The organism is Aestuariibius violaceus (assembly GCF_040779325.2).
Taxonomy (GTDB): domain Bacteria; phylum Pseudomonadota; class Alphaproteobacteria; order Rhodobacterales; family Rhodobacteraceae; genus Aestuariibius; species Aestuariibius violaceus.
The window spans coordinates 255,817-281,852 of sequence record NZ_JBFONT020000003.1 but is presented as its reverse complement, the minus strand read 5'-3'; the positions used below and the strand labels follow the sequence as shown (position 1 = coordinate 281,852).

The window sequence follows — 26,036 nt, the reverse complement described above, 5'->3', positions numbered from 1 at the left end:
GTTTGTTAACGATGGATCATGCCGCAGAGCGGCGGAGGGACGAAATGCTCACCAAGAAACAGCTCGACCTGCTGGAATTCATCCACCGCCGGGTGCAGCGCGACGGGGTGCCGCCGTCCTTCGACGAAATGAAGGATGCCCTTGATCTCAGATCGAAATCCGGGATCCACCGACTGATCACCGCGCTGGAGGAGCGCGGTTTCATCCGTCGCCTCGCCCACCGCGCCCGCGCGATTGAGATCGTGAAGCTGCCCGATGCGATGGTAAACGCACCGCAGCCCGCCCGCACAGGCTTCACCCCCCGTGTAATTGAAGGCAGCCGCCCGGAAAAGCCCGCCAATGCCCGTCAGATCGAAACCGGCGGCGCGATCGACCTGCCCATGATGGGCCGCATTGCCGCCGGTGTCCCGATCGAAGCGATCAGCGAGGTCTCCCACAACGTTTCCGTCCCCAGCGGTATGGTGTCAGGCAGCGGAGAGCACTACGCGCTTGAGGTAAAGGGCGACTCGATGATCGAGGCGGGGATCAACGATGGCGACATCGTCGTCATCCGCGAAACCTCGACCGCTGATAACGGCGACATCGTCGTAGCGCTGGTCGAGGATCACGAGGCGACGCTGAAACGCTTCCGCCGCAAGGGAAACGCCATCGCGCTCGAGGCCGCGAACCCGGCCTACGAGACGCGCGTTTTCCGCGAGGATCAGGTGAAGGTCCAGGGCCGCCTCGTCGGCCTCATTCGAAGCTATTGACCCATCCGAGGCGCTCCGGGCCACGCAGGCCCGGCGTGTTCCAGGGCCGCCAGCCCGCCTGCTCGCGGGCCGTCACGATCCGGACGGCCTGCCCGTCCTTGTAGATCGCAAGCGCCCCCGTCTCGCGCAGCCGCGCCGGACCGAAGGTCTCGCAGGGATCGGGCCGCTGCAGTTCGGTGTTGAAGACAAGGATCATCGCACCCGCGCAATCCTGCACGCCGGCTGCTGCGACTTTGCCGGACACCTGCATCAGCCGCCACCCACCCAGATCGGCGACCACCCGCTTTCCCTCGACGACGAACCCCGCACGGGCATGGGCCGCCTCTTGATCGGCCCCGTCACCGTCGTTCTCCAACCAGCTTCGCGCCGCGAACCCGTCGCCGCGGACCCGGCTCAGGGCCCGGCCCCTCTCCGTCACAACTCCGATAAGGCCCCCACTCTCTGATACCAGAAGATCCGGCCGCTCGGTCTCGGCCCACAGAAAGGCCGCGATCAGGGCGGGACCAAGGCCGACCCACCGCCCCCGCCCCTGCCAGAGCGCAATGGTCAGCAACCCCAAGGCCAGGATGGGCAGGACGACCGGCATCGGCGTCTTCACCTGCCCAACGGCCCCGTCCAGCCCCGAAACGGTCTCTGCGACGAAAAGGATCCAACGCAGCCCTATCTCCATCAGCCACAAGCCAACCCCCTCCAACCCGAACGGCGCAAGGCACGCCGCCAGCACCGCTGCGGGCATCACAAGCACGCCCATCAGGGGCACTGTCAGCAGGTTCGCAATCAGCCCGTAATGGGCGATCTGGTTGAAATGCAGCGCGGAAAACGGCGCTGTCGCCGCCCCGGCAACTGCCGATGACAGCACCACTGCCCCAACCGGGCGCAGCCAACGGGGGACATGTGACCGCTCAACATCGCGGATCGCGCGAAAGACAACGACAAGCGCGATCGTCGCGGCGAACGACATCTGAAACCCCGGACCCAGCAGCGCCTCGGGCCGCAACGCCAGCACGATCATCGCCGCGATGGCGACGGCCCTCAAAGTGACCGCCCGCCGTCCGACCAGTACCGCGGCGAACATCACCGCGACCATGATGAAGGCCCGTTCCGTCGCGACATTCCCACCCGAGAGGGCCAGATACCCCGCGCCTGTCACCAAGGCCGCGACCGCCGCGATCTCCTTTGTCGGCCACGACAGCGCCACCTGCGGCACCAGAGCCAGCCCATAGCGGACAAGACCGAAGATGAACGCCGTCAACAGCCCCATATGCAGCCCCGAGATAGCGAGCAGATGGGCCAGGTTCGACCTCCGCAAAGCTTCCAGCGTCGCCTGATCCATCCCCGACCGGTCCCCCGTCATGATCGCCGCCGCGACCCCGCCCGCTGGTCCCTCGATCCGGTCTTGCACACCGTCCGAGATCGCCCGCCGCAAACGGTAGATACCCAGCCCCGCCTGCCCCTCCACCGCCGGGGCGCTCTCAAGCACCGGCGTCCGGGTGTAGCCCACGGCCCCCAGCCGGTCGAACCACGCCATGCGCTGGAAGTCGAAGCCGCCCGGCTCCACGGGTCCCGAGGGCGGTGAAAGGTGCCCCGTCAGCATAACCCGCTGCCCCGGCTCCGGCGTAATAAATCCCTGCTCCCCATGCAGCGACACCCGCACTCGCGCGGGCGTCCGCTCCGGTGAGACGCGGGACAGCACGACCCCGTCGAGCGTCAGCCGCGTCTTGTCGCTCTGCGACCGGTCGATGATCACGATCCGCCCCTCGATGGGCCCGTAATACCGCCAGCCCAGTACCGGTTCCGCCACCTGATGCGCCCGCGCCCCGGCCCAGACGAACCCGCCCAGTAAAACCGCCACCGCCACCAGCGCAGGTGCCCACCGTTCTCCGCAAATCCAGGTCAGTCCAACAGCAAGAAGCGCCAACGCAGACGCGCCCACATAAGCGGCAAGCCCAGGCTCCACCCCCGCTCCGAAATAGCCCCCGATCCCGGTGCCGAACGCCACCGGGACCCACAGAAAAAGATGCCCTCGCTGCGCCTGCAGCGCATCGAGCGGCGCGGTCAGGCTCGGCACTTGTCCTCCGGCGACGCTCTCGTATATGGCCCCACCGGTAGCCCCGCCATGGTGAAGGAAAGGTTAAGACCCGCGATGCCAGAGACCGTCGTCACCCGCTTCGCCCCATCGCCGACCGGCATGCTCCACATCGGCAGCGCGCGCACGGCGCTCTTCAACTGGCTTTACGCACGCGGCCGCGGCGGCAAGTTCCTCCTGCGGATCGAGGATACGGACAAGGCCCGCTCCACCGACGAGGCCCGCCAGGCGATCCTTGACGGCCTCACCTGGCTCGGCCTCGACTGGGACGGCGCCCCCATCAGCCAGGCCGACCGCGCCGACCGCCATGCCGAGGTGGCCCACGATCTGCTGGCAAAGAGCGCCGCCTACAAATGCTTCTCAACCCCCGAAGAAATTGAAGCCTTCCGGGAAGAGGCCCGCGCCGCCGGCCGCTCCACCCTCTTCCGCTCCCCCTGGCGCGACGTTCCCGAAAGCGACCACCCCGCCGCTCCCTTCGTCGTCCGCATCAAGGCCCCCCGCGACGGCGCCACGACGCTGCATGACGAAGTGCAGGGCGACGTCACCTGGCAGAACGGGCAGCTCGACGACATGGTCCTCCTGCGCTCGGACGGCACCCCGGTCTACATGCTGGCCGTGGTCGTCGATGACCACGACATGGGCGTCACCCACATCATCCGCGGCGACGACCACCTCGCCAACGCCTTCCGCCAGAACCTGATCTACGAGGCGATGGGGTGGACCAAACCCGTCCTCGCCCACATCCCGCTGATCTTCGGCCCCGACGGCAAGAAGCTCTCCAAGCGCCACGGTGCGACCGGGGCCGCCGAATACCGCGCCATGGGCTACCCGGCAGCCGGAATGCGCAACTACCTCGCCCGCCTCGGCTGGAGTCACGGCGACGACGAGGTCTTCACCGATGCACAGGCCCGCGAGTGGTTCGATCTCAGCGGTATCGGCAAATCCCCCGCCCGGTTTGACTTCAAGAAGCTGGAAAACATCTGCGGCCAGCACATCGCGATGTCCGGCGATGCTGCACTGCTGCATGAAATCGAAGGCTTCCTCGACGCGACCGGCCAACTCCCCCTGACCGAGATTCAGCGCGACGGCCTCCTCAACGCCATGCCACATCTTAAGGAACGCGCGAAGACCCTCCCTGAACTCCTTGAAAAAGGGCGCTTTATCCTCGCCAGCCGTCCTCTCGATATCGAAGAAAAGGCCGCCAAATCGCTCGATCTTGACGCGAAGGCGATCCTCGCGGATTTGACGCCGCATCTGCGAGATGCTAGCTGGAACCGCGACACGCTGGAGGCGGTCACGGGCCAAGTCGCTGCCGCACATGGTCTGAAATTCGGCAAGCTCGCGGCACCACTCAGAGCCGCACTTGCCGGGCGGACCGCAACCCCCAGTGTTTTCGACATGATGCTTGTGCTCGGCCGCGACGAAACCATCGCGCGGATCGAGGACGCTGCCGCCTGACGGGGACCCGGCCCCGCCCGAGCGTAAGTGGCGAACACCGGAGTGACTGCGCCTCCGGGCGTGCCGTGGACGAGGGGACACATGACAGATAAGACCGCGACGCTGACCATCGACGGGCAGACCCATGAGCTGCCCATGCATTCACCCACCGCCGGGCCGGACGTCATCGACATCCGCAAACTCTACGCCCAGGCCGGCGTCTTCACCTATGATCCGGGCTATACCTCCACCGCTTCCTGCGACTCGACCATCACCTTCATTGACGGGGACAAGGGCGAGCTTCTGCACCGCGGCTATCCGATCGACCAGCTCGCCGGGAAATCCCACTACCTCGAAGTCTGCTATCTCCTCCTCTACGGCGAATTGCCAACTGCCGAGGTGCTCGAGGATTTCGAGAATCGTGTGACCATGCACACGATGCTGCACGAGCAGATGCGCAACTTCTTCTCAGGCTTCCGCCGTGACGCCCATCCGATGGCGATCATGGTGGGTGTCGTCGGTGCGATGTCGGCCTTCTACCACGATTCCACCGATATCCATGACCCCTGGCAGCGCGAGGTCGCCTCGATCCGCCTGATCGCCAAGATGCCGACGATCGCCGCCTGGGCCTACAAGTATTCCATCGGTCAGCCCTTCGTTTATCCACGCAACGATTGCGACTATGCGACGAACTTCCTGCGCATGTGCTTCTCGGTCCCGGCCGAAGACTACCATCCCGACCCGATCCTCTCCCGCGCGATGGACCGGATCTTCACCCTCCACGCCGATCACGAACAGAACGCCTCGACCTCGACGGTCCGCCTTGCCTCGTCCTCGGGCGCCAATCCGTTTGCCTGCATCGCCGCCGGGATCGCCTGTCTCTGGGGGCCGGCCCATGGCGGCGCCAACCAGGCGTGCCTCGAGATGCTGCGCGAAATCGGGACGCCCAACCGCATCCCTGAATATATCGAACGGGCCAAGGATAAGGACGATCCGTTCCGCCTGATGGGCTTCGGCCACCGCGTCTACAAGAACTTCGACCCCCGCGCGAAGGTCATGAAGGAAAGCGCAGACGAAGTTCTCAGCCTCCTCGGTGTCGACAACAATCCGACGCTCCAGGTCGCCAAGGAGCTCGAGCGGATTGCGCTCGAAGACGAATACTTCGCCGAAAAGAAGCTCTACCCGAACGTGGACTTCTATTCCGGCATCATCCTCGACGCGATGGGCTTCCCCACCTCGATGTTCACACCGATCTTCGCGCTGTCGCGCACCGTCGGCTGGATCTCCCAATGGAAAGAGATGATCGCCGACCCGCAGAACAAGATCGGTCGCCCGCGCCAGCTGTATTTGGGCGAAACCGCGCGCGACTACGTCGACATCGAAAACCGCTGATACCGGCGCAAATTCGCATCATCGGGCGCGTCTCCTGCCGGAGGCGCGCCCGTTTCGCGACGTAACGCTTTGGTGACGAATCCATGACGTTTACGCTTCAGTTTTATGAAGCGTATGTTGTTTTTCGTGTGCCTGTTGCCCCAACCCGCCACCTCCGACTGCGCCCTCGCGCAGCAACTGGAAGAGCGGATCGCGTCCTACTTCGCCTATCCCCCCTCCGGTACCTGCCCTGACATCACAATCACCGACCTGTCTCGGGCGTCGCAGGGCCAGCGATTCGAAGCGGGCGCCTACTTCCCGCAAACCGATCGCATCGTCCTCGACGAACGTCTCGACCTGACGACTGCACTCGGGCAAAGCTACCTGCTGCACGAACTTGTCCACGCCGCCCAGAACCGGGCGGGACGGGCGGCCCTCGTCGCCTGCCGGGCCGAGATGGAGGGCGAAGCCTACCGTGCTCAGGCCCGCTTCCTGCGCGAAAGCGGCGATAACCGGGCCGCAAATGCGATCACCCGCATCGGCCGCAAGGTCGGAACCTGCTCGCAGGCGCGCTCCTTCGACTATTAAGCGTTTCTTAAGCCCATCATCGTACGACGACTGTCCCGGCGCCTCGCCCGCAAGTTGGGAGAGCCGTCGCCGGACGTGACCGCAGAAGGGGTTTGGCCATGCTGAAGGATGCACGAGGATCCGATAGGACCGACACAAGCGACGACTTCTTTGCCGATTTCGCCCGCGAAGCACTCGGACTGATTCCGCCTTCAGCCAGCTTTGATGGCGGGGCGGCGCCGCCGGATGCAGTGGATCTGCCGGAGGACGGATTCAACGTCCTCCTCGCCACAGGCGCCCTGCCCTTCGAAAACCACGCACCCCTCGTCGATGGACATGTCGCTTACGACCCATCGCTCGACAGCGATCCGCACAATCTGGCCGCCACCGATGGCGCCGAAATCGATCTGGCCTTCTGAAATTCAGCGCCCTTCGTACCGCGCCGGGCGTTTCTCAAGGAACGACATCACGCCTTCCTTGAAGTCCCGCGTTTTGCCGCACTTGCCCTGCAGCTTGGCCTCCAGCGCCAGCTGCCCGTCCAGATCGTTCTCGAACGATCCCCGGATCGCTGTCTTCACATGCCGGTAGGCCTCTGTCGGCCCCGCCGCCAGATGGGCCGCCCGCGACTTCCAGTGACCCTCGAACGCATCGTCGGCAACCGCTTCCCAGATCATCCCCCAGTCCGAGGCCTGCTGCGCCGTCACACGCTCTGCGAACAGCGCTGCACCCATGGCTTTGGCGAACCCGATCTGCCGCGGCAACCAATAGGTCCCGCCCGCATCCGGGATCAGCCCGATCCGCGTGAAGGCCTGGATGAACACCGCCCGCTCGGCCGCGATCACCACATCAGCCGCCAAGGCAAGATTGGCCCCCGCCCCCGCTGCCGCGCCGTTCACCGCGGAAATCGTCGGAATTGAGGACTCGAAGATCGCCTTCAGCATCGGCACGTATTCGTCCCGTAGCGTCCGCTCCATATCCAGATTCGCCGCCGTTCCGGCATCCCCCAGATCCTGGCCGGAACAGAACGCATCGCCCGCGCCCGTCATCACGATGACCCGCGCCTTGTCCTGCACATCCTGCACCGCATGGGTGATCTCGGCCCGCATCTGCGCATTCAGCGCATTCATCACGTCAGGCCGATCAAGCGTGACCACCGCCACGTCGTCCCGCACATCCAGCGCAATTGCCTGATAGTCCATCGCCGCCTCCGGTCCTAAGTCGGCGCCACGATAGTCACCCGGCGCCAAAGGACCAGCCGAAACGGCGCGTCACTCTTTCAGAAGCTCGCGCAGCCGCGCCTCTTCCTCGGCGCTCAGCGTGTCGTCCTCCGGCGCGCGCCGCCGCACGGCGCGCCATCCCACGAACAGCGCGAGAAGCAGCATCACCGGCCCCGCGATCCAAAGGATCAGGGCGGTGCCGCTCACCCCCGGACGCAGCAGGACGAACTCGCCATACCGGGCCACGATGAAATTCACGGCCTCCTCATCGCTGTCCCCGGCCACCAGGCGCTCGCGCACCAGCACCCGCAAGTCCGAGGCGAGCTCCGCATTGCTCTCATCGATGCTCTCATTCTGGCAGACCGGGCAGCGCAGCCCCTTGGAGATCTCGCGCGCCCGCTCCTCGAGCACCGGATCGTCCAGCATCTCTCCCGGCTCCACGGCCAGCGCAGGCACGGCCCAGAGCATCAGGAGGACGGCAAGCCACCTCATTCCGCCGGCACCGCGCCCGTGGCCCGCATCTTCGCGGCCCCCGCAGCCACCCGGTGTCGCCGGTCGGTCAGCGACAGAAGCCCGCCCAACGACATGATGATGCATCCGGCCCAGATCCAGTTGGCGAAAGGCTTGATATAGGTCCGCACGGCCCAGCCCCCGCCATCCTGCGGGTCGCCGATCACGACGTAGAGGTCCCGCAAAACCCCGTTGGCGATCGCGGCCTCCGTCGTCGGCATCCCGGCCACCGGATAAATCCGCTTCTCCGGCGTCAACAGCGCAACCGTCTGGTCGCCCCGCTCCATGCGAATGTCCGCCTCGGTCGCGATGAAGTTCGGCCCCCGGACGTTCTCACGCACCTCCATCAGCGTCACCGTATAGGCGCCGACCTCATAAGGAACGCCCACCTCGGCCACGCTGATATTCTCGACCTCCCACGCCATCAGCGCCGACACGCCCAGGATCGTAACCCCGAACCCCGCATGGGCCACCGCCTTGCCCCAATCGGCCCGCGGCAAGCGGCCAAGGCGGCTCCATCCGCTGCGACCCGTCCGCTTCCACAGGTCATAGCCCGCGCCGCCGACGACCCAGAGGGCCAGCGCCACGCCGACCGGGCCCAGCGCCGTCTTCTCGGTCTGCAGCGCCCAAATCAGCCCGCCCGCGGCGATCGACGCGATGGCGATCGTCGTCAGCGCCCGCTTGTCCTTGCCCAGCCGCCCGCGCTTCCACGCAAGGATAGACCCCAGGGGCAGCAGCAATGCCAGCGCCACCATGAAGGGCGTAAAGGCGACCTCAAAAAACGGCGGGCCCACCGACAGCGGGCGGTCGAAGACCAGTTCGGAGACGAGCGGCCACATCGTCCCCACGAAGACGACGAATGTGCTGACCGCCAGCAGGATGTTATTCATCACCAGCGCGCTCTCGCGGCTGACCGCGCCGAAGACGCCCTTGGCCTCCATCCGGTCAGCCCGCATGGCAAACAGCGTCAGCGCCCCGCCCATGAAAACCGTGAGGATGATCAGAATGAACGTCCCCGTGAACGGATCGTTGGCAAAGGCATGGACCGAGGTCAGAAGACCCGATCGCACGATGAACGTCCCGATCAGCGAGAACCCGAAGGCCAGGATCGCCAGCAGAATCGTCCAGGATTTCAACGCCTCCCGCTTCTCCACCACGATGGCGGAGTGCAGCAGCGCTGCCGCGATCAGCCACGGCATGAACGAGGCATTCTCGACCGGATCCCAGAACCAGAACCCGCCCCAGCCCAACTCGTAATAGGCCCACCATGATCCCAGCGCGATCCCGACAGTCAGGAACAGCCAGGCCGCCAGCGTCCAGGGCCGCACCCAGCGCCCCCAGGCCGCGTCAACGCGCCCTTCGATCAAGGCCGCGACCGCGAAGGAGAACGTCATCGAAAGCCCGACATAGCCGAGATAGAGGAACGGCGGATGGAACGCCAAACCCGGATCCTGCAGGAGGGGATTCAGATCCTGCCCGTTCAGCGGCGGGAATTCCTCCCGCCAGAACGGGTTCGAGGTGAAGATGATGAAGGCCATGAAGGCAGCCGTCAGCGCCGATTGAACCGCCAGCACCCGCGCCCGCAGCCGCTCCGGCAAGCCGCCACCGAACCAGGCCGCACAAGCGCCGAACAGCGTCAGGATCAGGATCCAGAGAAGCATCGACCCCTCATGGTTCCCCCAGACTCCGGTCACCTTGTAAAGCATCGGCTTGTCGGTATGCGAATTCAGCCAGACCAGCCGCAGCGAGAAATCCGAGACGACAAAGGCATAGGTCAGCGCCGCGAACGACAGCGCGACAAGCCCGAATTGCAGCGTCGCCGCAGGCTCTGCCATCGCCATCCAGCCGCGCCAGCCCTTATGGGCGCCGATCAGCGGCACGACCGACTGCACCAGCGCAATCGCGAAAGCGAGGATCAGGGCGAAATGACCAAATTCGGCGACCATGGAAGTCTTATAACCACGGTCGCCCGGGCCGCCAATGACATGTGGCGTCAGGTCACGGGCGAGCCGCCTGCCAATCGCGCAGGGCCGGGTTCTCCGCCGCCGCGACGGACGAGAGCGTCAGCCCCGCCGCCTTCTCCGTCGCCGCGCGCCCCACGACCTTGGGCCGCATCGCCTCCAGCGCCTCCGCATTCGCCACGACCTGCGGCACCTGCGCCATCGTCGCCGCAACGGAACGCTGAAACTCCTGGCTTTTGATCTGATGGCGCGCCCCGAAATAGAAGCTCACAATCGCCCCCATCAGCCACCAGAGCGGGTCGGGCACCAAGGCGATCCCCTGCATCCGCGACGCGAACCAGACCGGATCGACCATCGCCGCGACGAAAAGCCCCAGTGTTCCGAAGGCCAGCAACGGCCGTGGCAGCCGGTTTAGCCCGTCCATCGCGACATCGAACCATCCGCGCTGTGCCCCGAACTCCGCCGCGTACTGTTCCAGCGCCTGCCCCTTCAGCGCCGCCTGCCGCACGCCCGCGGCTTCCGCATTCTCGCGGAACACCTCCGCCGTCTCCTTCACGACGTTCCGACCGCCGCCGAAGATCAGCGTCATCACCCGCCCGATCAGCCCCATGCCGACACCCGTGCCCGATGCTCGGCCTCGGTCAGGTGGTACCGGGGCGAGATGAACTCCTCTGCCCGCTTGATCCAGCCGCCCTTCCCGCCATCCCGGCGGCGCGCGTATTTCCGGCTCGCCGGCCGGCCATCCGCCAGCCGGTAATAATAGTTCCGCCGCGCGATCCCGTAGGCATCGACCAGATGATCTGGCGCGGCCGCGATCGCCTGCCGTGCGGCAGACAGCGTCTGCGGCCCGATCACGCCATCGACCGCAACTTCGATCCGCATGTCCTTGAAAAGCCGCTGCAAGATCTTCACCGCGTTAGCCCCGGCATTGACGTACATGTCAAACACGCTCGCCTGAAGAGCCTCTGGCAACTCCTTGATCCGCGGGCGGACGTAGTAATGTTCCACGAAGATATCCACAGCCTTTTTCCGGCTCAGACGCCGCACATCGGCCACGTCGACATCGCCATCCCGGTCGAGGTCGAGCCCCAGCCGCCGCATCGTGTGGATCGTCACACCGTATTTCGTCGCGCCGCCCGGATCGGCGGGATCGTTCACGAACCCGCCCTCCCGCGCGACGATCTCTTCCGCGATCTGTCTGACTGACTGCATGGGGACCTCCGCTCCGTCTGGCGGAAATCCCTGACGGGCAGTGCCTAAACTCCCCTTACCCCACCGCACGGCCCATGCTGCCGTCGGCGCCAAATCCTACCGAAATCCGCCCCTACCGATCGGACAGTCAACCTTAACGTGCGGTAACCCTAATAGCCCGCTGAGCTCTCCTCCGGCTCCTGATACACCCCCTGCTCTTTCAGGGCGTCGACGACCTCTTTCGGCATGTAGGTTTCGTCATGTCTGGCAAGGATTTCAATGGCTTCGAAGGTTCCATCCACATAGCGCCCCTGCCCGACCATGCCTTGCCCCTCTTCGAAGAGGTCCGGCAGAATCCCGTCGAACCGTACCGGCACCGACGCGCCGCCATCGGTCACCCGAAAGCTCACCGCGGTGCCTTGCCCGCGCAACACCGACCCTTCCTCGACCAGCCCGCCGATGCGGAAAACTTCCGTCGGCCCGGGCGGTTCGGCCACCACCTCGCTCGGCGAGCGGAAGAAGTTGATCCCGTCCCGCATCGCGTATCCGATCAGCGCCGTCGACAGGGCCAAGGCCACCACCGCCAGCACGATGATCTGGATCCGCCGCTGTTTCTTCAGTCCTCTCATGGAAATACCGGGGCAAGTCTCAGCCCCGTCCCCTCTTCGCAACCCAGCATGACATTCGCATTCTGTAAGGCTTGACCTGACGATCCTTTTGTCAAGTTATCCAGAGCCACCACAACCGTAGCCCGTCCCGGTATGCGGTCGTCTACAACCCCGAGATGGCAATAGTTCGATCCCCGCACATGACGCGTCGACGGAAGCTCTCCGAACGGCAGCACAACGACGAACTCTTCCCCTGCATAGGCCGCACTCAGCGCCCCATGCACGGCCGCCGCATCGCCGCTCACATAAATCGTGCCGAGGATCCCCCGGTTCGCCGGGATCAGATGCGGCGTGAACTGCACCCGCACCTCGCGCCCGGCAATCCGCGAGAACTCCTGATCGAACTCTCCCAGATGCCGGTGCGTCCCGCCCGCCGAATAGGCATGCGCCCCTTCCGACAACTCCGCATGAAGCAGGCCTTCCTTCAACGACCGCCCCGCGCCGGAAACACCCGTCTTCAGGTCGATGATTATGTCGTCCAGCCCGATCACCGCCTCCCGGATCAGCGGCACGAGGGCATACTGCCCCGTTGCCGCATTGCACCCTGTCCCGGCGACCAGCCGGGCCCCTTTGATCTCGTCGCGATAGAACTCCGTCAGCCCGTAAACCGCCTCCTTCTGCAGCTCCGGCGCCGAGTGCGGCTTGCCGTACCACCGCTCATACGCCTCCGGATCGCGAAGCCGGAAGTCCGCCGACAGGTCCACGACCCGCACATCGTCCGGCAACTCCGCGATCACCGCTTGAGACGTCGCATGCGGCAAAGCACAGAACACCAGATCCACGCCCTCAAACGACAGATCCTCGATCTTGACCAGATCCGGCAGATCCAGATGCCGCAAATGCGGAAACACCTGCCCCATCGCCATCCCCGCCTTGCGGTCGGCCGACAGCCCCGCGATCTCGATCTCGGGATGGGTCGCGATCAGCCGGACCAGTTCGGCCCCGGTATAGCCCGACGCGCCCAGAACGGCGGCTCTATAAGTCATCTCGGTCTCCTCTCGCCGCTGCCCGCAGGCACACGGCCCGGCCCTAGGGGCCGCAATCGAATATCAAAGTAAGATCACGCAGCTTCGAATTCGATCCGTCGTCGGAGGAATTGTGTCGCACGGTCGGACACGCGCTTGGGATCGCCCGTCGTCAGAAAGACCGACCCGCCATCGCGCGACATCTCCGGATGCCGCTCCAGATAATCGGCAAGCGACGCGGCCACCAGATCCGCCTGGCTGAACACCGTCACATCCGGCCCCAGTGCATCCTGAAACACCTCCGCCATCAGCGGATAATGGGTGCAGCCCAGCACCGCCGCATCCGGCTCCGGCATCTTCCGCTTCAGCGCATCGACATGGGACCGCACCAGTGCCTCGGCGAGGATCAGATCCCCCTCCTCGATCGCGTCGACGACCCCGCCGCAGGCCTGCGCCTCCACATCGACCCCGATCGCCCGGAAGGCCAGTTCCCGCTGGAACGCGCGCGACGACACCGTCGCCGGCGTCGCGAACAGCGCCACATGCTTCACCGCCACTTCGCGCGGGGGAGAGTTGTCGCCCCATTGCCGCTCCGTCAGCGCCTCGATCAGCGGCACGAAAACGCCAAGCACCCGCTTGCCCTCGGGCACGCCCGCCTCCTGCATCCGGCGAAGCGCCGCGGCAGAGGCCGTGTTGCACGCCAGCACGACCAGATCCGCCCCCCGGCCCCACAGATCCTCCACCGCGTGCTTGGTCAGCGCATGCACGTCGTCCGCCGTCCGCACCCCGTAAGGCGCGTTCTCGCTATCCGCATAGTAAACGAAATCCACGTCCGGCAGCCGCTTCTGCGCCGCCGAAAGAACCGTCAATCCACCCAGACCGCTATCGAAGACGCCGACCGCCATTCTTATGCTTCTCCTCGAACTCAAACCCGAGCCTGTCGGCCCGGACCGGCTTTGGAGAAAGCGCATATGTCGTCTGGCGCAGGAAATCCATCAACTCTTTCGGGTCGCTTTTCCGCGCCGCAATCTCGGCCTGCGGAATCGGCGTACCGACCACCACTCGCACCGGCGTATTCACCCGCGCCCGGAACTCCCGGATCAGAAGGCTCATCCGCAGCGTGTAATGCAGATGGCTCGCCAGCTGGAACAGCCGCGAATTGGCCCCCTCGAAAAAGATCGGGATAACCGTCGCATCGGTCCGCGACACCATCTTCGCCGTGAACGACCGCCATTTGGGGTCAAGCGCCTTGCCAAACGGCTTCGGCGCGGTGGAAACGGTGCCGCCCGGGAACACCCCGATCGCGCCGCCGTCCTTCAGATAACGCAGCGATTCCGCCCGCGTCTCCATATTCAGCCGCACCGCCTCCTTCGTCTCATCGAAAGAGATCGGCAGGATCACCCGCTCCAGATCCGGGCTCTTGCGGAACACCTGATGGGCCAGCACCCGGAAATCCCCGCGCGTCACGCTCAGGATATGCCCCATCATCAGCCCGTCGAGGATGCCGTAGGGGTGATTGGCCACCACGATCAGCGGCCCCTCGGCCGGGATGTTCTCCAGCGCGCCTCCGATGACGTCCAGCGTCATTCCGTAACGCGCCGTCATCACCTGCCAGAAGTCGAGGCCCCGAGCCACGTCGTCTTCATACCCCTGCGCCTTCTTGATCAGCCGCAGGCGCCCGGTGGCATTCTCCATCAGGCGGATCATCGTCCGCCCGCCCCGCGTCTCGGCCGAGTGCGAATAGCTGATGTCACGCGCCACCTTCCCGTTGGCGCGGACCAAAGCCATCTCGGATTTCCTGCCCAAACCCATGGCGCGCAAGTTAGGCCCCTGACGGGCCCCGATCAAGAAACCTACTCGGCCGCCTCACGCAGAGGTGCATCACCCGCCCGGATCGTCGCCAGAAGCTCTTCCCGCCGCTTCGCCGCCTTTGCTTCGTTCGCCGCCTTCACCGGCCCGAAGCCCCGGATCTCAAGCGGCAGCGCTGCCAGCGCGACCGCCGCCTCGCGACCGGTTTCGGGCGCCGAGGCGATCACATCCAGATCCCCCTCATATTGCTTGATCAGCGCCCGCTCCATCTTCCGCTCTTCGGTGTAGCCGAACGGGTTGAACGGCGTGCCGCGCAGCACCTTCATCCGCGCCAGCAGCGGATAGGCCCGCTCGATCCACGCCCCAAACCCACGCTTCTTGGGCCGCCCCTGAGCATCTTTCCCCGGCAGCATCGGCGGGGCGAGGTGATAGGTCAGTTTCAGATCCCCCTCGAACTCGGCCTCCGCCTTCTGGCGCGTCGTCATCAACAACCGCGCCACCTCGAACTCGTCCTTATAGGCGAGCAGCTTGTGATAGCCCTGCGCCACGGCCTCCTTCAGCGCCGGATCCGCGAACCGCTCGACCGCTTTCCGATACCGCTTGGCCAGCCGCGCCCCCTGATATTCCGTCAGATGCCGCTCCCGGAACGCGATCTTCTCCTCTAGGCTCTTCGGCAGCTCGACCACCGTCGGCTCGATCACCCGCGCGACCTCCTCGGGGTTCAGGAACGCCCACCGGCCCAGGTCGAAGGCCCGCAGATTCCGCTCCACGGCGGCCCCGTTCAGCTCGATCGCCGTCCGAACGGCGTCCAAGGCAATCGGCACCCCACCGGCCTGCCAGGCCGCCCCAAAGATCATCATGTTCGAAAAAATCGAATCCCCCATCAGCGCCTTCGCCAGCGCCGAGGCATCGAACATCGACAACCGCTCCTGCAGCCGACGCTCCAGGCTCAGCGACAGCCGCTCCGTCGGCAGCCGGAACTCCGGGTTCCGCGTGAAATCGCCGGTGATGATCTCATGGCTGTTCACCACCGCCCGCGTCCGCCCCGCCGAGGTCAGCCCCAACGTCTTCGCCCCCGCGCTCACCACCAGATCGCCCCCGATCAGCGTATCGCACTCCCCCGTCGCCACCCGGATCGCGCTGATATCCTCGGGCCGCTCGGCAATCCGACAATGGATATGCACCGCCCCACCTTTCTGGGCGAGGCCCGCCATCTCCATCATCCCGGCGCCCTTCCCGTCCAGATGCGCCGCCATCGCCATCACAGCCCCGATCGTCACGACCCCCGTGCCGCCGACACCCGTAATCACCACGTTATGCGTCCCGTCGATCGCTGGCAGCGCCGCCTCCGGCAACTCCCCGATCTCCACCTCCGCCGTCGCCTGCTTGCGGATCTTGCCGCCCGAGACGCTGACGAAGGACGGGCAGAACCCTTTCACGCAGGAATAATCCTTGTTGCACGAAGACTGATCGACCGCCCGCTTGCGCCCAAGCTCGGTTTCGACCGGCACGAGGCTCACGCAGTTCGACTGCACCCCGCAATCGCCGCACCCCTCGCAGACATCGGTGTTGATGAAGATCCGCCGGTCGGGATCCGGGAACTCACCCCGCTTCCGCCGCCGCCGCTTCTCGGCCGCGCAGGTCTGGATATAGACGATCGCCGATACGCCGGGCACCTCGCGGATCCGCTCCATCACTTTCGGCAGATCGTCCCGCTCGTGAATATCCAGCCCCTTCGGAAAGACCGAGAAATCGACCTCCTCCTTCGGATCGTGAACCAGCGCGATCTCCTTGACCCCGATCGCCTGCAGCTCCCGGCAAATCTGATCGGCACTCAGATCGCCTTCGTTCTTCTGCCCGCCGGTCATCGCGACCGCATCGTTGTAGAGGATTTTGTAGGTGATGTTCGTCCCCGCCGCGATCGCCGCGCGGATCGCCATCAGGCCAGAATGGTTATAGGTCCCATCGCCCAGGTTCTGAAATACGTGGTTGGTGTTCGAAAACGGCGCTTCGCCGATCCAGTTCGCGCCCTCGCCCCCCATATGCGTGTAGCCCAGCGTCTCGCGGTCCATCCACATCGCCATGATGTGACACCCGATCCCCGCGTAGGCCCGGCTTCCCTCCGGCAGCTTGGTCGAGGTATTGTGCGGGCAGCCCGAACAGAAATAGGGCGTCCGCACCGCCAGCTCTTCCGAATTGTCCGCCCGCTTCGCCTCCGCAATCTTCGCCAGCCCCGCCTCGATCCGGTCGGTCCGGCGGCCTTCCTCGATCAGCACGCCGCCCAGCTTCTCGGCGATCATCACCGGATCCAGAGCGTACCGCGTCGGAAACAGCTCCAGCCGCCGCCCGTTCTCGTAATTGTCGCCCTTGTGCCAGCCATAGACGCGCCGCCCGCGCCGGTCGTCAAAGATCGCCTCCTTGACCTGTACCTCGATCAGCTTGCGCTTCTCTTCGACCACGACGATCAGGCTCAGCCCCTCGGCCCACTCATGAAATCCGTCCATATCCAGCGGGAAGGTCTGGCCGACCTTATAGGTCGTGATGCCCAGCCGCTCCGCCTCCGCCTCGTCGATCCCGAGAAGCGCCAGCGCATGGACCAGGTCCAGCCAGTTCTTGCCGGCGGCCACCAGGCCGATCTTCGCCCCCGGCTTGCCCCACATCCGCTTGTCCATGCCGTTGGCGCGCGAAAACGCTTCCGCCGCATGGCGCTTGAAATCGATCATCCGCGCTTCCTGCGGCACCCAGTGATCGACCAGCCGAATGTTCAGCCCGCCGTCGGGCATCTCGAACTCCGGCAGAACGAACGACATCCGGTCGGGCCGTCCGTCCACGACCGACGTCACCTCGACCGTGTCCTTCATTGTCTTCAGCCCCACCCAGACGCCCGCGAACCGGCTCAGCGCCCAGCCATAAAGCCCGTAATCCAGGATCTCCTGCACCCCCGCAGGCGAAACGACCGGCATATAGGCATCGACCAACGCCCAGTCCGACTGGTGACAGGTCGTCGACGACTCGCCCGTATGGTCGTCCCCCATCGCCATCAGCACGCCGCCATGCCTGGACGTCCCCGCCATGTTGGCGTGCCGCATCACATCGCCCGACCGGTCGACCCCGGGGCCCTTCCCGTACCAAAGCCCGAAGACCCCGTCATACTTGCCCTCGCCACGCAGCTCCGCCTGCTGGGTGCCCCACATGGCCGTCGCGGCCAGATCCTCGTTCAGCCCCGGCTGGAAGGTGACATTCGTGGCGGAAAGGTGCTTGTGCGCCCGCTGCATCTGCAGATCGACCGCCCCCAGCGGCGATCCGCGATACCCGGTGACATATCCGGCCGTGTTCAGCCCCGCCGCCTTGTCCCGCGCTGCCTGCATCAGCATCAGCCGGACAAGCGCCTGCGTCCCGTTCAACAGAACCGGCGATTTCTCCAGATCGAACCGGTCACTCAACGAAACGTCATGACGCGCCATGGCAACACCTCCCGATTTTCGCTCCAATATAGGTCACAAATCCTGACCTACCAAATCATTTATGCGCGACATGCTGCCGTGACCACCCCTACACGAGGGCCCGCGGACACCCTATGCTGCGCGCCAGCCGCGAAAGGATGCGCCCCATGGATTGGGACAAGCTCAGAATCTTCCACGCCGTCGCCGATGCCGGCAGCCTCACCCATGCGGGGGATACCCTGCACCTGTCGCAATCCGCCGTCTCCCGCCAGATCCGCGCGCTGGAGGAGACGTTGAACACCACGCTCTTCCACCGCCATGCCCGCGGCCTGATTCTCACCGAACAGGGCGAGCTGCTGTTCGATGCCACCAAATCGATGAACAAACGGCTCGAGGCCGCCTCCGCCCGCATCCGCGACAGCGAGGAGGAGGTGTTCGGCGAGCTCAAGGTCACCACGACGACCGGCTTCGGCACCATCTGGCTCGCCCCGCGCCTGTCCAAGCTCTACGCACAGTATCCCGACCTCAAGATCGACCTGATGCTCGAGGAACGCGTGCTCGACCTGCCCATGCGCGAGGCCGACGTGGCCATCCGCATGAAGGAACCGTCCCAGGCCGACCTCATCCGCAAGCGCCTGATGACCGTCCGGATGCAGCTTTATGCGGCGCCCGACTACCTCGCCTCGGCGCCCCCGCTCGAGACGATCGAGCAGCTCGTGAACCATCGCCTGATCTGCCAGAACCCGAATTCCTTCCAGGTCGCGGCAGGCAAGGCGCTTGTCGAGCATCTGCTCACCTACGAGGTGCCCAGCCTCCTGACCGTCAACAACTATTTCGGCGTCCTTCAGGCGGTCCTGAACAAGCTTGGCGTCGGCATCCTGCCCGATTACGTGGTCGAGGATTTCCCCGACCTCGTCCGCGTCCTGCCCGACATCACCTCCGGAGACGTCCCCGTCTTCCTGGCCTATCCCGAAGAGCTCAGGCAGTCGAAACGCATCGCCGCGTTCCGCGATTTCGTACAGGAGGAAATTCAGGAAACCCGGCGCAACACGCGCCTCATCGCCTGATTCTCCCGCGACAGGCCCAAAAGTGAGCCATGCGCGCAACGCATGGCCGCATTGTTTCCAAACCGAACAGTTCGGTCTTGATCCGCGTTAACCACAAGCATAGGTCGGTAAGCGAAGGCGCGGTCTAGTGCCGTGACTTCATACCTCCCTGTTGGACTTCGCCGGGCCTCGTGCCCGGCTTTTTTTGTCCGAAGCTCTGGAACGCGATCACCAAAGGCGCCACCCCGCCCGGAATCAAGCGGCACCGCCGCGCCGGGCGAGCGCCTGACCGGCCCGGCGGTCTGGCGCTTTGGGATCGAAGCACTGCCCGTACAATCCGAGGGACGAGCTTGGCTGCCATAAAGTGCGTTGTACGATCGTCGGCGGCGCCAGCCCCCGGTCAGGCGCTCGCCCGGCACTCGACCAAAACGACCACCTAACCGCCAGTCATGCCGTGCCGACACGCCTCGCTCAATACTCCGCCCGCGTCTCCATGATCAGATCGGCCGCGCAGGCACTGATCTCCGCGATCTCTTCGCGGCTGGCCCGGAAGGCATTCGTCTCGTCCTTCGCCATCGCGGCCCGCCGCAGCGCCATCAGCCGCGCCCGGGGGCTGTCCAGAAAGCGCTCCTGCGGAATGACCGTCTCGAGCGGCGAATCGAGGCGGATTACCTCGTAATACCCGCCCGTCAACGCGAACATCGTGAACCCGCAGGCCGCGGCCTCTCCCGGGCAGGCCTCCCGGCACAGATCCGCGATCGGCTGCGCCGCCTGATCGGTCAGCACCCAATCCTCGATCGTCTCCCGCAAGGCACCATCGGCCGTCGGATCGCCAAACCCGTAACCCAGCGCAACGATCCCGGAAAACGCCCGCACGTCCGGATCACGCGAATCCAGCCGCTCTCCCGCGATCTTGCGCAATGCGGCCAGCCCCGCCCCCTGCGGCTCCGGCCGCGCATCGAGATAGTCGAAATACGGCGCCAGCTCGTCCTGAACCACTTTGCTGCTCTTCAGTCGCGCCTTCATCTCGGGGCTTCCGTAGATCGCAACCATCCGCGTCGCATGCGCCGCCGCCTCCGGTTCGCCCAGCGAGACCAGCCGCTCGATCACCTCCGGTTGAGGTTCCGGCCGCCCCGCCCTCATCAGTGCCCGCGCCAGCGGATCGCCATCATCGGCCAGTGGCACCAGCCAGCTCTGCCCGAACCGGTGCCCGTTCGACGTGTCCCGGAACAGCGCCCGCGACTCTTCCCGCGACAGGCCCAGCCGGTAGGGCGACGGCCCGCGATCGGTCGTCTCGATCCGCGCCAGAAGAATCCGCGCCATCGGATGCCCGTCCTGCGCAAACTCCGCCAGCTGCGGCAGGCTGTCTGCGTCGTTGCCTTCCAGCCAAAGGGCCACCGCCTCGTCAAAGGACGACCGCGCCGCGACCGGCAGCGCCATCGCAAGCAAAAAGACCAAAGAAATCGTCCGCCGGATCCGACGCCGCCGAACCACCCGGGCAGCACGGCGCAACAGGCCGACGATTCCCTCGCCGTCCGTCCGCACCATCGTTTCCACCCAACCCCGGGTTACCTGACACACACCATGCACACGCATGATCGCAGCCATCGGTCTCTCCAGCTTCCTGGCGCAACCCTGACGTTAATTCACGCCCGCGTAAACCCTCCCCTTTCCCCTTTGCGCGCTCGCGACTAGAAAGCCGCAACGCTGCGAGGACAAAGATGCCAGAGCCCGAAATCACCCCCGACCTGGTCGAGGCCCACGGCCTCAAGCCCGACGAATACGACCACCTCCTCGCGCTTCTGGGCCGCGAACCGACCTTCACCGAGCTTGGCATCGTCTCGGCCATGTGGAACGAACACTGTTCCTACAAGTCCTCCAAAAAGTGGCTCCGCACCCTGCCCACCACCGGCCCGCAGGTCATCTGCGGCCCCGGCGAAAACGCGGGCGTCGTCGATATCGGCGACGGCCAGGCGCTTGTCTTCAAGATGGAAAGCCACAACCACCCCTCCTACATCGAACCCTACCAGGGGGCCGCGACCGGCGTCGGCGGCATCCTCCGCGACGTGTTCACCATGGGCGCCCGCCCCATCGCCGCGATGAACGCGCTCAGCTTCGGCGAGCCGTCGCACCCCAAGACCAAATCCCTCGTGGCAGGTGTCGCAGCCGGCATCGGCGGCTACGGCAATGCCTTCGGTGTGCCGACCGTGGGTGGCGAAACCCGCTTCCACCCGGCCTATAACGGCAACTGCCTCGTCAACGCCTTCGCCGCGGGCCTCGCGGACGCCGACAAGATCTTCTACTCCGCCGCCTCCGGCATCGGCCGCCCCGTCGTCTATCTCGGCGCCAAGACCGGCCGCGACGGCGTCGGCGGTGCCACCATGGCGTCGGCCGAATTCGACGACACGATCGAAGAGAAACGCCCCACCGTTCAGGTCGGCGACCCCTTCACCGAAAAGCGCCTGATGGAGGCGTGCCTCGAACTGATGGAAACCGGCGCCGTCATCTCGATCCAGGACATGGGCGCCGCAGGCCTCACCTGCTCGGCGGTCGAGATGGGCGACAAGGGCAATCTCGGCATCCGCCTCGATCTCGACAAGGTGCCGGTCCGCGAGGACGGCATGACCGCCTACGAGATGATGCTCTCCGAATCGCAGGAACGGATGCTGATGGTCCTCGATCCGGCGAAAGAGGCGGAAGCCAAGGCGGTCTTCGACAAGTGGGATCTCGACTTCGCCATTGTCGGCGAAACCATAAGCGAAGACCGATTTATCGTTGTCCACGAATACGAGACGAAGGCCGATCTGCCCTTGAAAGCCTTGTCAGGCGAGGCTCCGGAATATGATCGGCCCTACATCTTGTCCGACGAAAGTCCGACAGAAAGCCGACCCGATGCCGCCATCGCAAATCTCGGCCCGATCGAGGCCCTCAAGCGGCTTCTCTCCGATCCCAACCACGCGTCCAAGCGCTGGATCTGGCAGCAATACGACCAGACTGTCATGGGCGACACGATCCGCCCGCCCAGCCGCGGCGCGGGCCTCGTCCGCGTCCACGGAACAGACAAGATCATCGCCTTCACCTCCGACGTAATCCCCCGATATGTAAAGGCAAATCCCGTCGAAGGCGGCAAGCAGGCGGTGGCCGAGGCCTACCGAAACCTCTCCGCCACCGGCGCCACGCCGCTCGCCACCACCGACAACCTGAACTTCGGCAACCCCGAAAAGCCCGAGATCATGGGCCAGTTCGTCGGCGCCGTCAAAGGTATAGGAGAGGCCTGTAAGTCCTTGAATATGCCCATCGTTTCCGGAAACGTCTCGCTCTACAACGAAACCGACGGCCAGCCCATCCTGCCCACGCCCACCATCGGCGCCGTGGGCCTGATCGAAGACCCCGACACCCTCATCGACGGCACCGCCCGCGAGGGGCACGTCCTCCTCCTCCTCGGCGATCCGGGCAGCCATCTCAGCCAGTCCGCCCTGCTTGCAACGCTCGGCGACGAGGCCGGTCCGCCGCCCCCGGTCGACCTCGAGAAGGAAAAGCAACACGCTGATTTCATTCGTGAAAATGTCTCGATGATCCGCGTCTGCACCGACCTCTCCGACGGTGGCCTCGCGCTCGCCGCCTTCGAGCTGGCCACTGAGGCGGGCACAGGTCTCCAGATCGACGAAGCCGCGATCCCGGCGCTCTTCGGCGAGGATCAGGGCCGCTACCTCCTCTCGGTCAATTTCGACTGCGCCGAAGCCCTGCTGATCGCCGCAGGCAAGGCCGACATCCCGCTCACGATGATCGGCAAGGTCGGCGGCGACGCCATCATGTTCGGCGAAGACTCTGCACCGCTGACAGAGCTTACGGATCTCTTTGAAAACGCTCTGAAAAACACCCTTGGCCTCTCATGATCCGTCCCGCGACAAAAGCCGATCTGCCCTTCATCACGGTGCTCCAGCAGCGGCCCGAAAACCGCGCCTTCGTCGCTGAAGACAGCCCTGAAAGGCTGACCGGGCTGCTCCAGGGTGGCGACGAACAACTCCTGATCTGGGAGGATCACGGCGCGCCCGAAGGCTTCTGCATCCTGCGCGGAATCGAAACCAAGAAGACCGTCATCGAACTGCTCCGCCTCGCGGTCGCCAACCCGGGCGAAGGCCGCGGCACCCGCTTCATCGAGGACATGAAAACCCATGTCTTCCAGACGCTTGGCGCCCACAAGCTCTGGCTCGACGTCGCCACGGACAACCCCCGCGCCCGCCGCGCCTACGAGAAATCCGGCTTCACCCACGAGGGCACCCTGCGCGCCCACTGGCCCCGCCGCACAGGCGACCACGCCGATCTTGCGCTTTACGGCCTGTTAAGGGGGGAGTGGCAGAAGGCCGGCTGACTTATCGCGAAACCGGAAAGGCTTCATCAAACGCCACCCGCCCATTGTCGGAAAACCGCACCACCCGGCTTTCAGAGCTCCGCGACAGCCAGCCCAAAGCCTCCATCCGGTCGAGCATCGCACGCCCCAGCCGACCACCCAGATGCGCCCGCCGCTCGCTCCAGTCGAGGCAATCCCGGCAGATCGGCGGACCTTTCGCCTCTAACGCTCTCAAATCAATACCGAAATCCGTAATGAAACCCCGCCCCGCCTCGCTCAGCACGAGCCCTTCATCTTCTGTTAACCAGTCCCGCCGCCGCATCGCGTCATACATCTGAACGCCCCGGTCACCCGCCAGATGGTTGTAGCACCGCCGCGCCTCCCGCAGCGCCGCATCCTTCGGCCCCGGCCGCGTCCGCAGATGCCCCGCCCCGGCGGCCAGCCCCATCAGCCCTTCCAGAACCGCCGCGACCTCGTCCCCCGCCAGCGCCACATATTTATGCCGCCCCTGCCGCTGCACCCTGACGATGCCACCCTCCTCCAGCTTCCCCAGATGCGCACTCGCCGTCTGCGCCGTCACCCCCGCCTCCGCCGCCAGTTCCCGCGCCGTCAAGGCCCGCCCACTCATCAGCGCCGTCAGCATGTTGGCACGAGCGGGGTCGCCGATCAGCGCTGCGACCCTTGCAATATCAGGACCTTCCTTCATAGTTCGATGATAACCGAACCATCGAAGCCGAACAATCCGCTAAGTCTCCACCCCGAAAGGAGACCCACCATGCTCACCTGCATCATCCGCTACCAGATCGACCCGACCAAGACCGACACCTTCCGCACCTACGCCCAGAACTGGGGCCAGGCGATCCCACGCTGCGGTGCCGACCTCGTCGGCTATTTCGCCCCCCACGAAGGCTCTGCCACCCTGGCCTACGGCATCTACCATATCGACAGCCTTGCGGCCTACGAGGCCTACCGCGCCCGCCTCCGCGACGACTCGCTGGGAAAGGAAAACTACGCCTTTGCTCAGTCCGAGAAATTCATCTTGCGCGAGGATCGCACCTTCCACACCCTCGCCTCAACGCCCCATGCCAAAGGACCAACCCCATGACTGATATCGGAGCCACCTTCCGCGCCCTGCACGTACCCGGCGACCCCTTCCTGATGGTAAATGTCTGGGACGCGGGCACCGCCAAGGTCATGGCCGCGATGGGGGCACAGGCGCTGGCCACCTCGTCAGCCGCGCTCGCCTATATCCTCGGTCGTCCAGACGGCGGTACCGTCACCCGCGACGAAGCCCTTGCCCACGCTCAGGACATCGCGGCCGCCACGCCGCTCCCCGTCCAGGGCGATTTCGAGAACGGCTTTGGCGAGGCCCCGGACATCTGTGCCGAAACCGTCCGCCTCGCCGCCGAGGCGGGGCTTGCGGGCATCTGCATCGAGGACACCGCCCTGCCTGACCAATCCGCCTACGACCGCGCCTTGGCTGTCGAGCGCATCCGCGCCGCCGCCGCAGCCGCCCGCGCGCTGCCCAAGGATTTCGTCCTGACCGCCCGCGCCGATGGCCTGCTGACCGGCGCCTATGATGAGGCCGAAGCAACAGCGCGCCTGCAGGCTTTCGAGGAGGCGGGCGCCGACTGTCTCTACGCCCCTCTGCCCCCCGACATGGACGCGCTCGCCCGCCTGACCGCAGCCGTGAACGCCCCGGTCAACGCCCTCGTCGTCGGCGCCTTCGCGAAGGAACCTCGCAGCGCCTATGCCGAAATCGGCGTCGCCCGCCTCTCCCTCGGCTCGGCGCTCGCGCGGGCCACCCAGCGCACGATCCTCGAGGCGGCAGAGGCGATGTTCGGGGGTGACTTCACTCCGCTCACCCGCACCGCTCCGTCATCGAAGATCGACGCGATGCTCACCGGCAGCTAAACACCCGGCATGGACACGAAAAACATCAAGGCCGTCGTCACCGGCGGCGCCTCCGGCCTCGGCGCCGCAACGGCCAAAGCCCTCATCGACGCAGGCGGTCAGGTGACAATCCTCGACCGCGATCCGGCAGGCGCCGACACCGCGAAGACCCTCGGCGCCCGCTTCACGGAAACCGATGTGACCAACGAAGCCTCGACAAAAGCGGCCATCGATGGCGCCGCCGAAGCGATGGCGGGCCTCACCGTCGCCGTGAATTGCGCCGGCATCGCCACCGCCGAGAAGACCCTCGGCAAGGATGGCCCCCACCGGCTGGAAAGCTTCGCGCGCACCATCGACATCAATCTCAAGGGCAGCTTCAACGTGGCCCGCCTCGCCACGCCCCACATGGCCGCGGCAGGCGGTGGCGTGATCGTCAACACCGCCTCCATCGCTGCCTTCGACGGCCAGAAGGGCCAGGCCGCCTATGCCGCCTCCAAGGCGGGCATCGCGGGCCTGTCACTTCCGATGGCGCGCGACCTCGCCCGGTCTAAGATCCGCGTCATGGCCATCGCCCCCGGCATCTTCCGCACCCCGATGCTGGAAGGATTGGGCGAGGAAATTATGGCCGACCTCGCCAAGGACGTCACCTTCCCTGAACGGCTCGGCAACCCGGCAGAATTCGCGGCCCTCGTCCGCTTCATCATAGACTGCGATTACCTGAACGGCACCACCATCCGCCTCGACGGCGGCCTCCGAATGCCGTGACCGACGC

At 65.5% G+C, this 26,036-nt stretch carries 24 protein-coding genes; 11 read left to right on the top strand and 13 right to left on the bottom strand.

The window, feature by feature from the left end; genetic code table 11:
• Positions 1-44: 44 nt before the first annotated feature.
• Positions 45-749, top strand: a complete 705-nt coding sequence (gene lexA, locus AADZ90_RS13420; RefSeq protein ID WP_367310520.1) for a transcriptional repressor LexA — start codon at positions 45-47, stop codon at positions 747-749.
• On the opposite strand, the gene AADZ90_RS13415 is transcribed toward lexA, so the two are convergent.
• Complete coding sequence (locus AADZ90_RS13415; RefSeq protein WP_367310519.1) at positions 733-2,817, bottom strand: ComEC/Rec2 family competence protein; 2,085 nt, start codon at positions 2,815-2,817, stop codon at positions 733-735. The genes lexA and AADZ90_RS13415 overlap by 17 nt on opposite strands.
• A 75-nt stretch (positions 2,818-2,892) precedes the next feature.
• Here AADZ90_RS13415 and gltX point away from each other — a divergent pair, with 75 nt between their 5' ends.
• From gltX to AADZ90_RS13395, 4 genes are all read left to right on the top strand, one after another.
• Positions 2,893-4,293, top strand: coding sequence for a glutamate--tRNA ligase (gltX, locus tag AADZ90_RS13410; RefSeq protein ID WP_367310518.1), 1,401 nt, complete (start codon positions 2,893-2,895; stop codon positions 4,291-4,293).
• Between the two features lie 81 nt (positions 4,294-4,374).
• Positions 4,375-5,664: a citrate synthase gene (gltA, locus tag AADZ90_RS13405; RefSeq protein WP_367310517.1), complete on the top strand. Its 1,290-nt coding sequence runs from the start codon at positions 4,375-4,377 to the stop codon at positions 5,662-5,664.
• Between the two features lie 114 nt (positions 5,665-5,778).
• Positions 5,779-6,231 carry a DUF6647 family protein gene (locus AADZ90_RS13400; protein ID WP_367310516.1) on the top strand — a complete coding sequence of 151 codons (453 nt, stop codon included), beginning with the start codon at positions 5,779-5,781 and terminating at the stop codon, positions 6,229-6,231.
• 98 nt (positions 6,232-6,329) lie between these two features.
• A complete protein-coding gene (locus AADZ90_RS13395) occupies positions 6,330-6,629 on the top strand; it encodes a hypothetical protein (protein ID WP_367310515.1) in 300 nt (99 codons plus the stop codon).
• 3 nt (positions 6,630-6,632) lie between these two features.
• Here AADZ90_RS13395 and AADZ90_RS13390 read toward each other — a convergent pair whose 3' ends face one another.
• The 10 genes from AADZ90_RS13390 to AADZ90_RS13345 form a co-directional block, all read right to left on the bottom strand.
• Entirely contained in the window at positions 6,633-7,409 is a 777-nt protein-coding gene (locus tag AADZ90_RS13390) for an enoyl-CoA hydratase-related protein (protein ID WP_367310514.1), read from the bottom strand.
• Positions 7,410-7,478: 69 nt separating this feature from the next.
• A complete protein-coding gene (locus AADZ90_RS13385) occupies positions 7,479-7,919 on the bottom strand; it encodes a cytochrome c-type biogenesis protein (RefSeq protein ID WP_367310513.1) in 441 nt (146 codons plus the stop codon).
• Complete coding sequence (locus AADZ90_RS13380; protein ID WP_367310512.1) at positions 7,916-9,883, bottom strand: heme lyase CcmF/NrfE family subunit; 1,968 nt, start codon at positions 9,881-9,883, stop codon at positions 7,916-7,918. The genes AADZ90_RS13385 and AADZ90_RS13380 overlap by 4 nt, the downstream gene beginning before the upstream one ends.
• 52 nt (positions 9,884-9,935) lie before the next feature.
• Positions 9,936-10,508: a holin family protein gene (locus tag AADZ90_RS13375; RefSeq protein ID WP_367310511.1), complete on the bottom strand. Its 573-nt coding sequence runs from the start codon at positions 10,506-10,508 to the stop codon at positions 9,936-9,938.
• Positions 10,499-11,110, bottom strand: a complete 612-nt coding sequence (locus AADZ90_RS13370) for a holin-associated N-acetylmuramidase (protein ID WP_367310510.1) — start codon at positions 11,108-11,110, stop codon at positions 10,499-10,501. The genes AADZ90_RS13375 and AADZ90_RS13370 overlap by 10 nt, the downstream gene beginning before the upstream one ends.
• Before the next feature lie 149 nt (positions 11,111-11,259).
• Positions 11,260-11,718 (bottom strand): cytochrome c maturation protein CcmE, encoded by a 459-nt coding sequence (gene ccmE, locus AADZ90_RS13365; RefSeq protein WP_367310509.1) that lies wholly within the window; start codon positions 11,716-11,718, stop codon positions 11,260-11,262.
• A complete protein-coding gene (gene argC / locus AADZ90_RS13360) occupies positions 11,715-12,743 on the bottom strand; it encodes an N-acetyl-gamma-glutamyl-phosphate reductase (RefSeq protein WP_367310508.1) in 1,029 nt (342 codons plus the stop codon). Before argC ends, ccmE begins: the two co-directional genes overlap by 4 nt.
• Before the next feature lie 74 nt (positions 12,744-12,817).
• Positions 12,818-13,627 carry a glutamate racemase gene (locus AADZ90_RS13355; protein ID WP_367310507.1) on the bottom strand — a complete coding sequence of 270 codons (810 nt, stop codon included), beginning with the start codon at positions 13,625-13,627 and terminating at the stop codon, positions 12,818-12,820.
• The gene (locus tag AADZ90_RS13350) at positions 13,605-14,510 is read right to left on the bottom strand and encodes a lysophospholipid acyltransferase family protein (protein WP_367310506.1); all 906 of its coding nucleotides are present in this window, start codon (positions 14,508-14,510) and stop codon (positions 13,605-13,607) included. The genes AADZ90_RS13355 and AADZ90_RS13350 overlap by 23 nt, the downstream gene beginning before the upstream one ends.
• A 65-nt stretch (positions 14,511-14,575) precedes the next feature.
• The gene (locus tag AADZ90_RS13345; RefSeq protein ID WP_367310505.1) at positions 14,576-17,995 is read right to left on the bottom strand and encodes an indolepyruvate ferredoxin oxidoreductase family protein; all 3,420 of its coding nucleotides are present in this window, start codon (positions 17,993-17,995) and stop codon (positions 14,576-14,578) included.
• Positions 17,996-18,141: 146 nt separating this feature from the next.
• Here AADZ90_RS13345 and AADZ90_RS13340 point away from each other — a divergent pair, with 146 nt between their 5' ends.
• Positions 18,142-19,041, top strand: a complete 900-nt coding sequence (locus tag AADZ90_RS13340) for a LysR family transcriptional regulator (protein WP_367310504.1) — start codon at positions 18,142-18,144, stop codon at positions 19,039-19,041.
• Between the two features lie 450 nt (positions 19,042-19,491).
• Here the strand turns inward: AADZ90_RS13340 and AADZ90_RS13335 are convergent, their stop codons facing one another.
• The gene (locus AADZ90_RS13335) at positions 19,492-20,628 is read right to left on the bottom strand and encodes a hypothetical protein (RefSeq protein ID WP_367310503.1); all 1,137 of its coding nucleotides are present in this window, start codon (positions 20,626-20,628) and stop codon (positions 19,492-19,494) included.
• A gap of 113 nt (positions 20,629-20,741) precedes the next feature.
• On the opposite strand from AADZ90_RS13335, the gene purL reads away from it, so the two are divergent.
• Together purL and AADZ90_RS13325 are read left to right on the top strand one after the other, a co-directional pair.
• Positions 20,742-22,916 carry a phosphoribosylformylglycinamidine synthase subunit PurL gene (purL, locus tag AADZ90_RS13330; RefSeq protein WP_367310502.1) on the top strand — a complete coding sequence of 725 codons (2,175 nt, stop codon included), beginning with the start codon at positions 20,742-20,744 and terminating at the stop codon, positions 22,914-22,916.
• Entirely contained in the window at positions 22,913-23,392 is a 480-nt protein-coding gene (locus AADZ90_RS13325; RefSeq protein WP_367310501.1) for a GNAT family N-acetyltransferase, read from the top strand. The genes purL and AADZ90_RS13325 overlap by 4 nt, the downstream gene beginning before the upstream one ends.
• A gap of 1 nt (position 23,393) precedes the next feature.
• Here AADZ90_RS13325 and AADZ90_RS13320 read toward each other — a convergent pair whose 3' ends face one another.
• The gene (locus AADZ90_RS13320; RefSeq protein WP_367310500.1) at positions 23,394-24,077 is read right to left on the bottom strand and encodes an ArsR/SmtB family transcription factor; all 684 of its coding nucleotides are present in this window, start codon (positions 24,075-24,077) and stop codon (positions 23,394-23,396) included.
• Between the two features lie 69 nt (positions 24,078-24,146).
• Here AADZ90_RS13320 and AADZ90_RS13315 point away from each other — a divergent pair, with 69 nt between their 5' ends.
• From AADZ90_RS13315 to AADZ90_RS13305, 3 genes are read left to right on the top strand one after another with little or no spacing between them, the layout of a single operon-like run.
• Complete coding sequence (locus tag AADZ90_RS13315; RefSeq protein ID WP_367310499.1) at positions 24,147-24,476, top strand: NIPSNAP family protein; 330 nt, start codon at positions 24,147-24,149, stop codon at positions 24,474-24,476.
• A complete protein-coding gene (locus AADZ90_RS13310) occupies positions 24,473-25,285 on the top strand; it encodes an isocitrate lyase/PEP mutase family protein (protein WP_367310498.1) in 813 nt (270 codons plus the stop codon). Before AADZ90_RS13315 ends, AADZ90_RS13310 begins: the two co-directional genes overlap by 4 nt.
• A gap of 9 nt (positions 25,286-25,294) precedes the next feature.
• Positions 25,295-26,029, top strand: a complete 735-nt coding sequence (locus AADZ90_RS13305; protein WP_367310497.1) for an SDR family NAD(P)-dependent oxidoreductase — start codon at positions 25,295-25,297, stop codon at positions 26,027-26,029.
• Positions 26,030-26,036 lie beyond the last annotated feature (7 nt).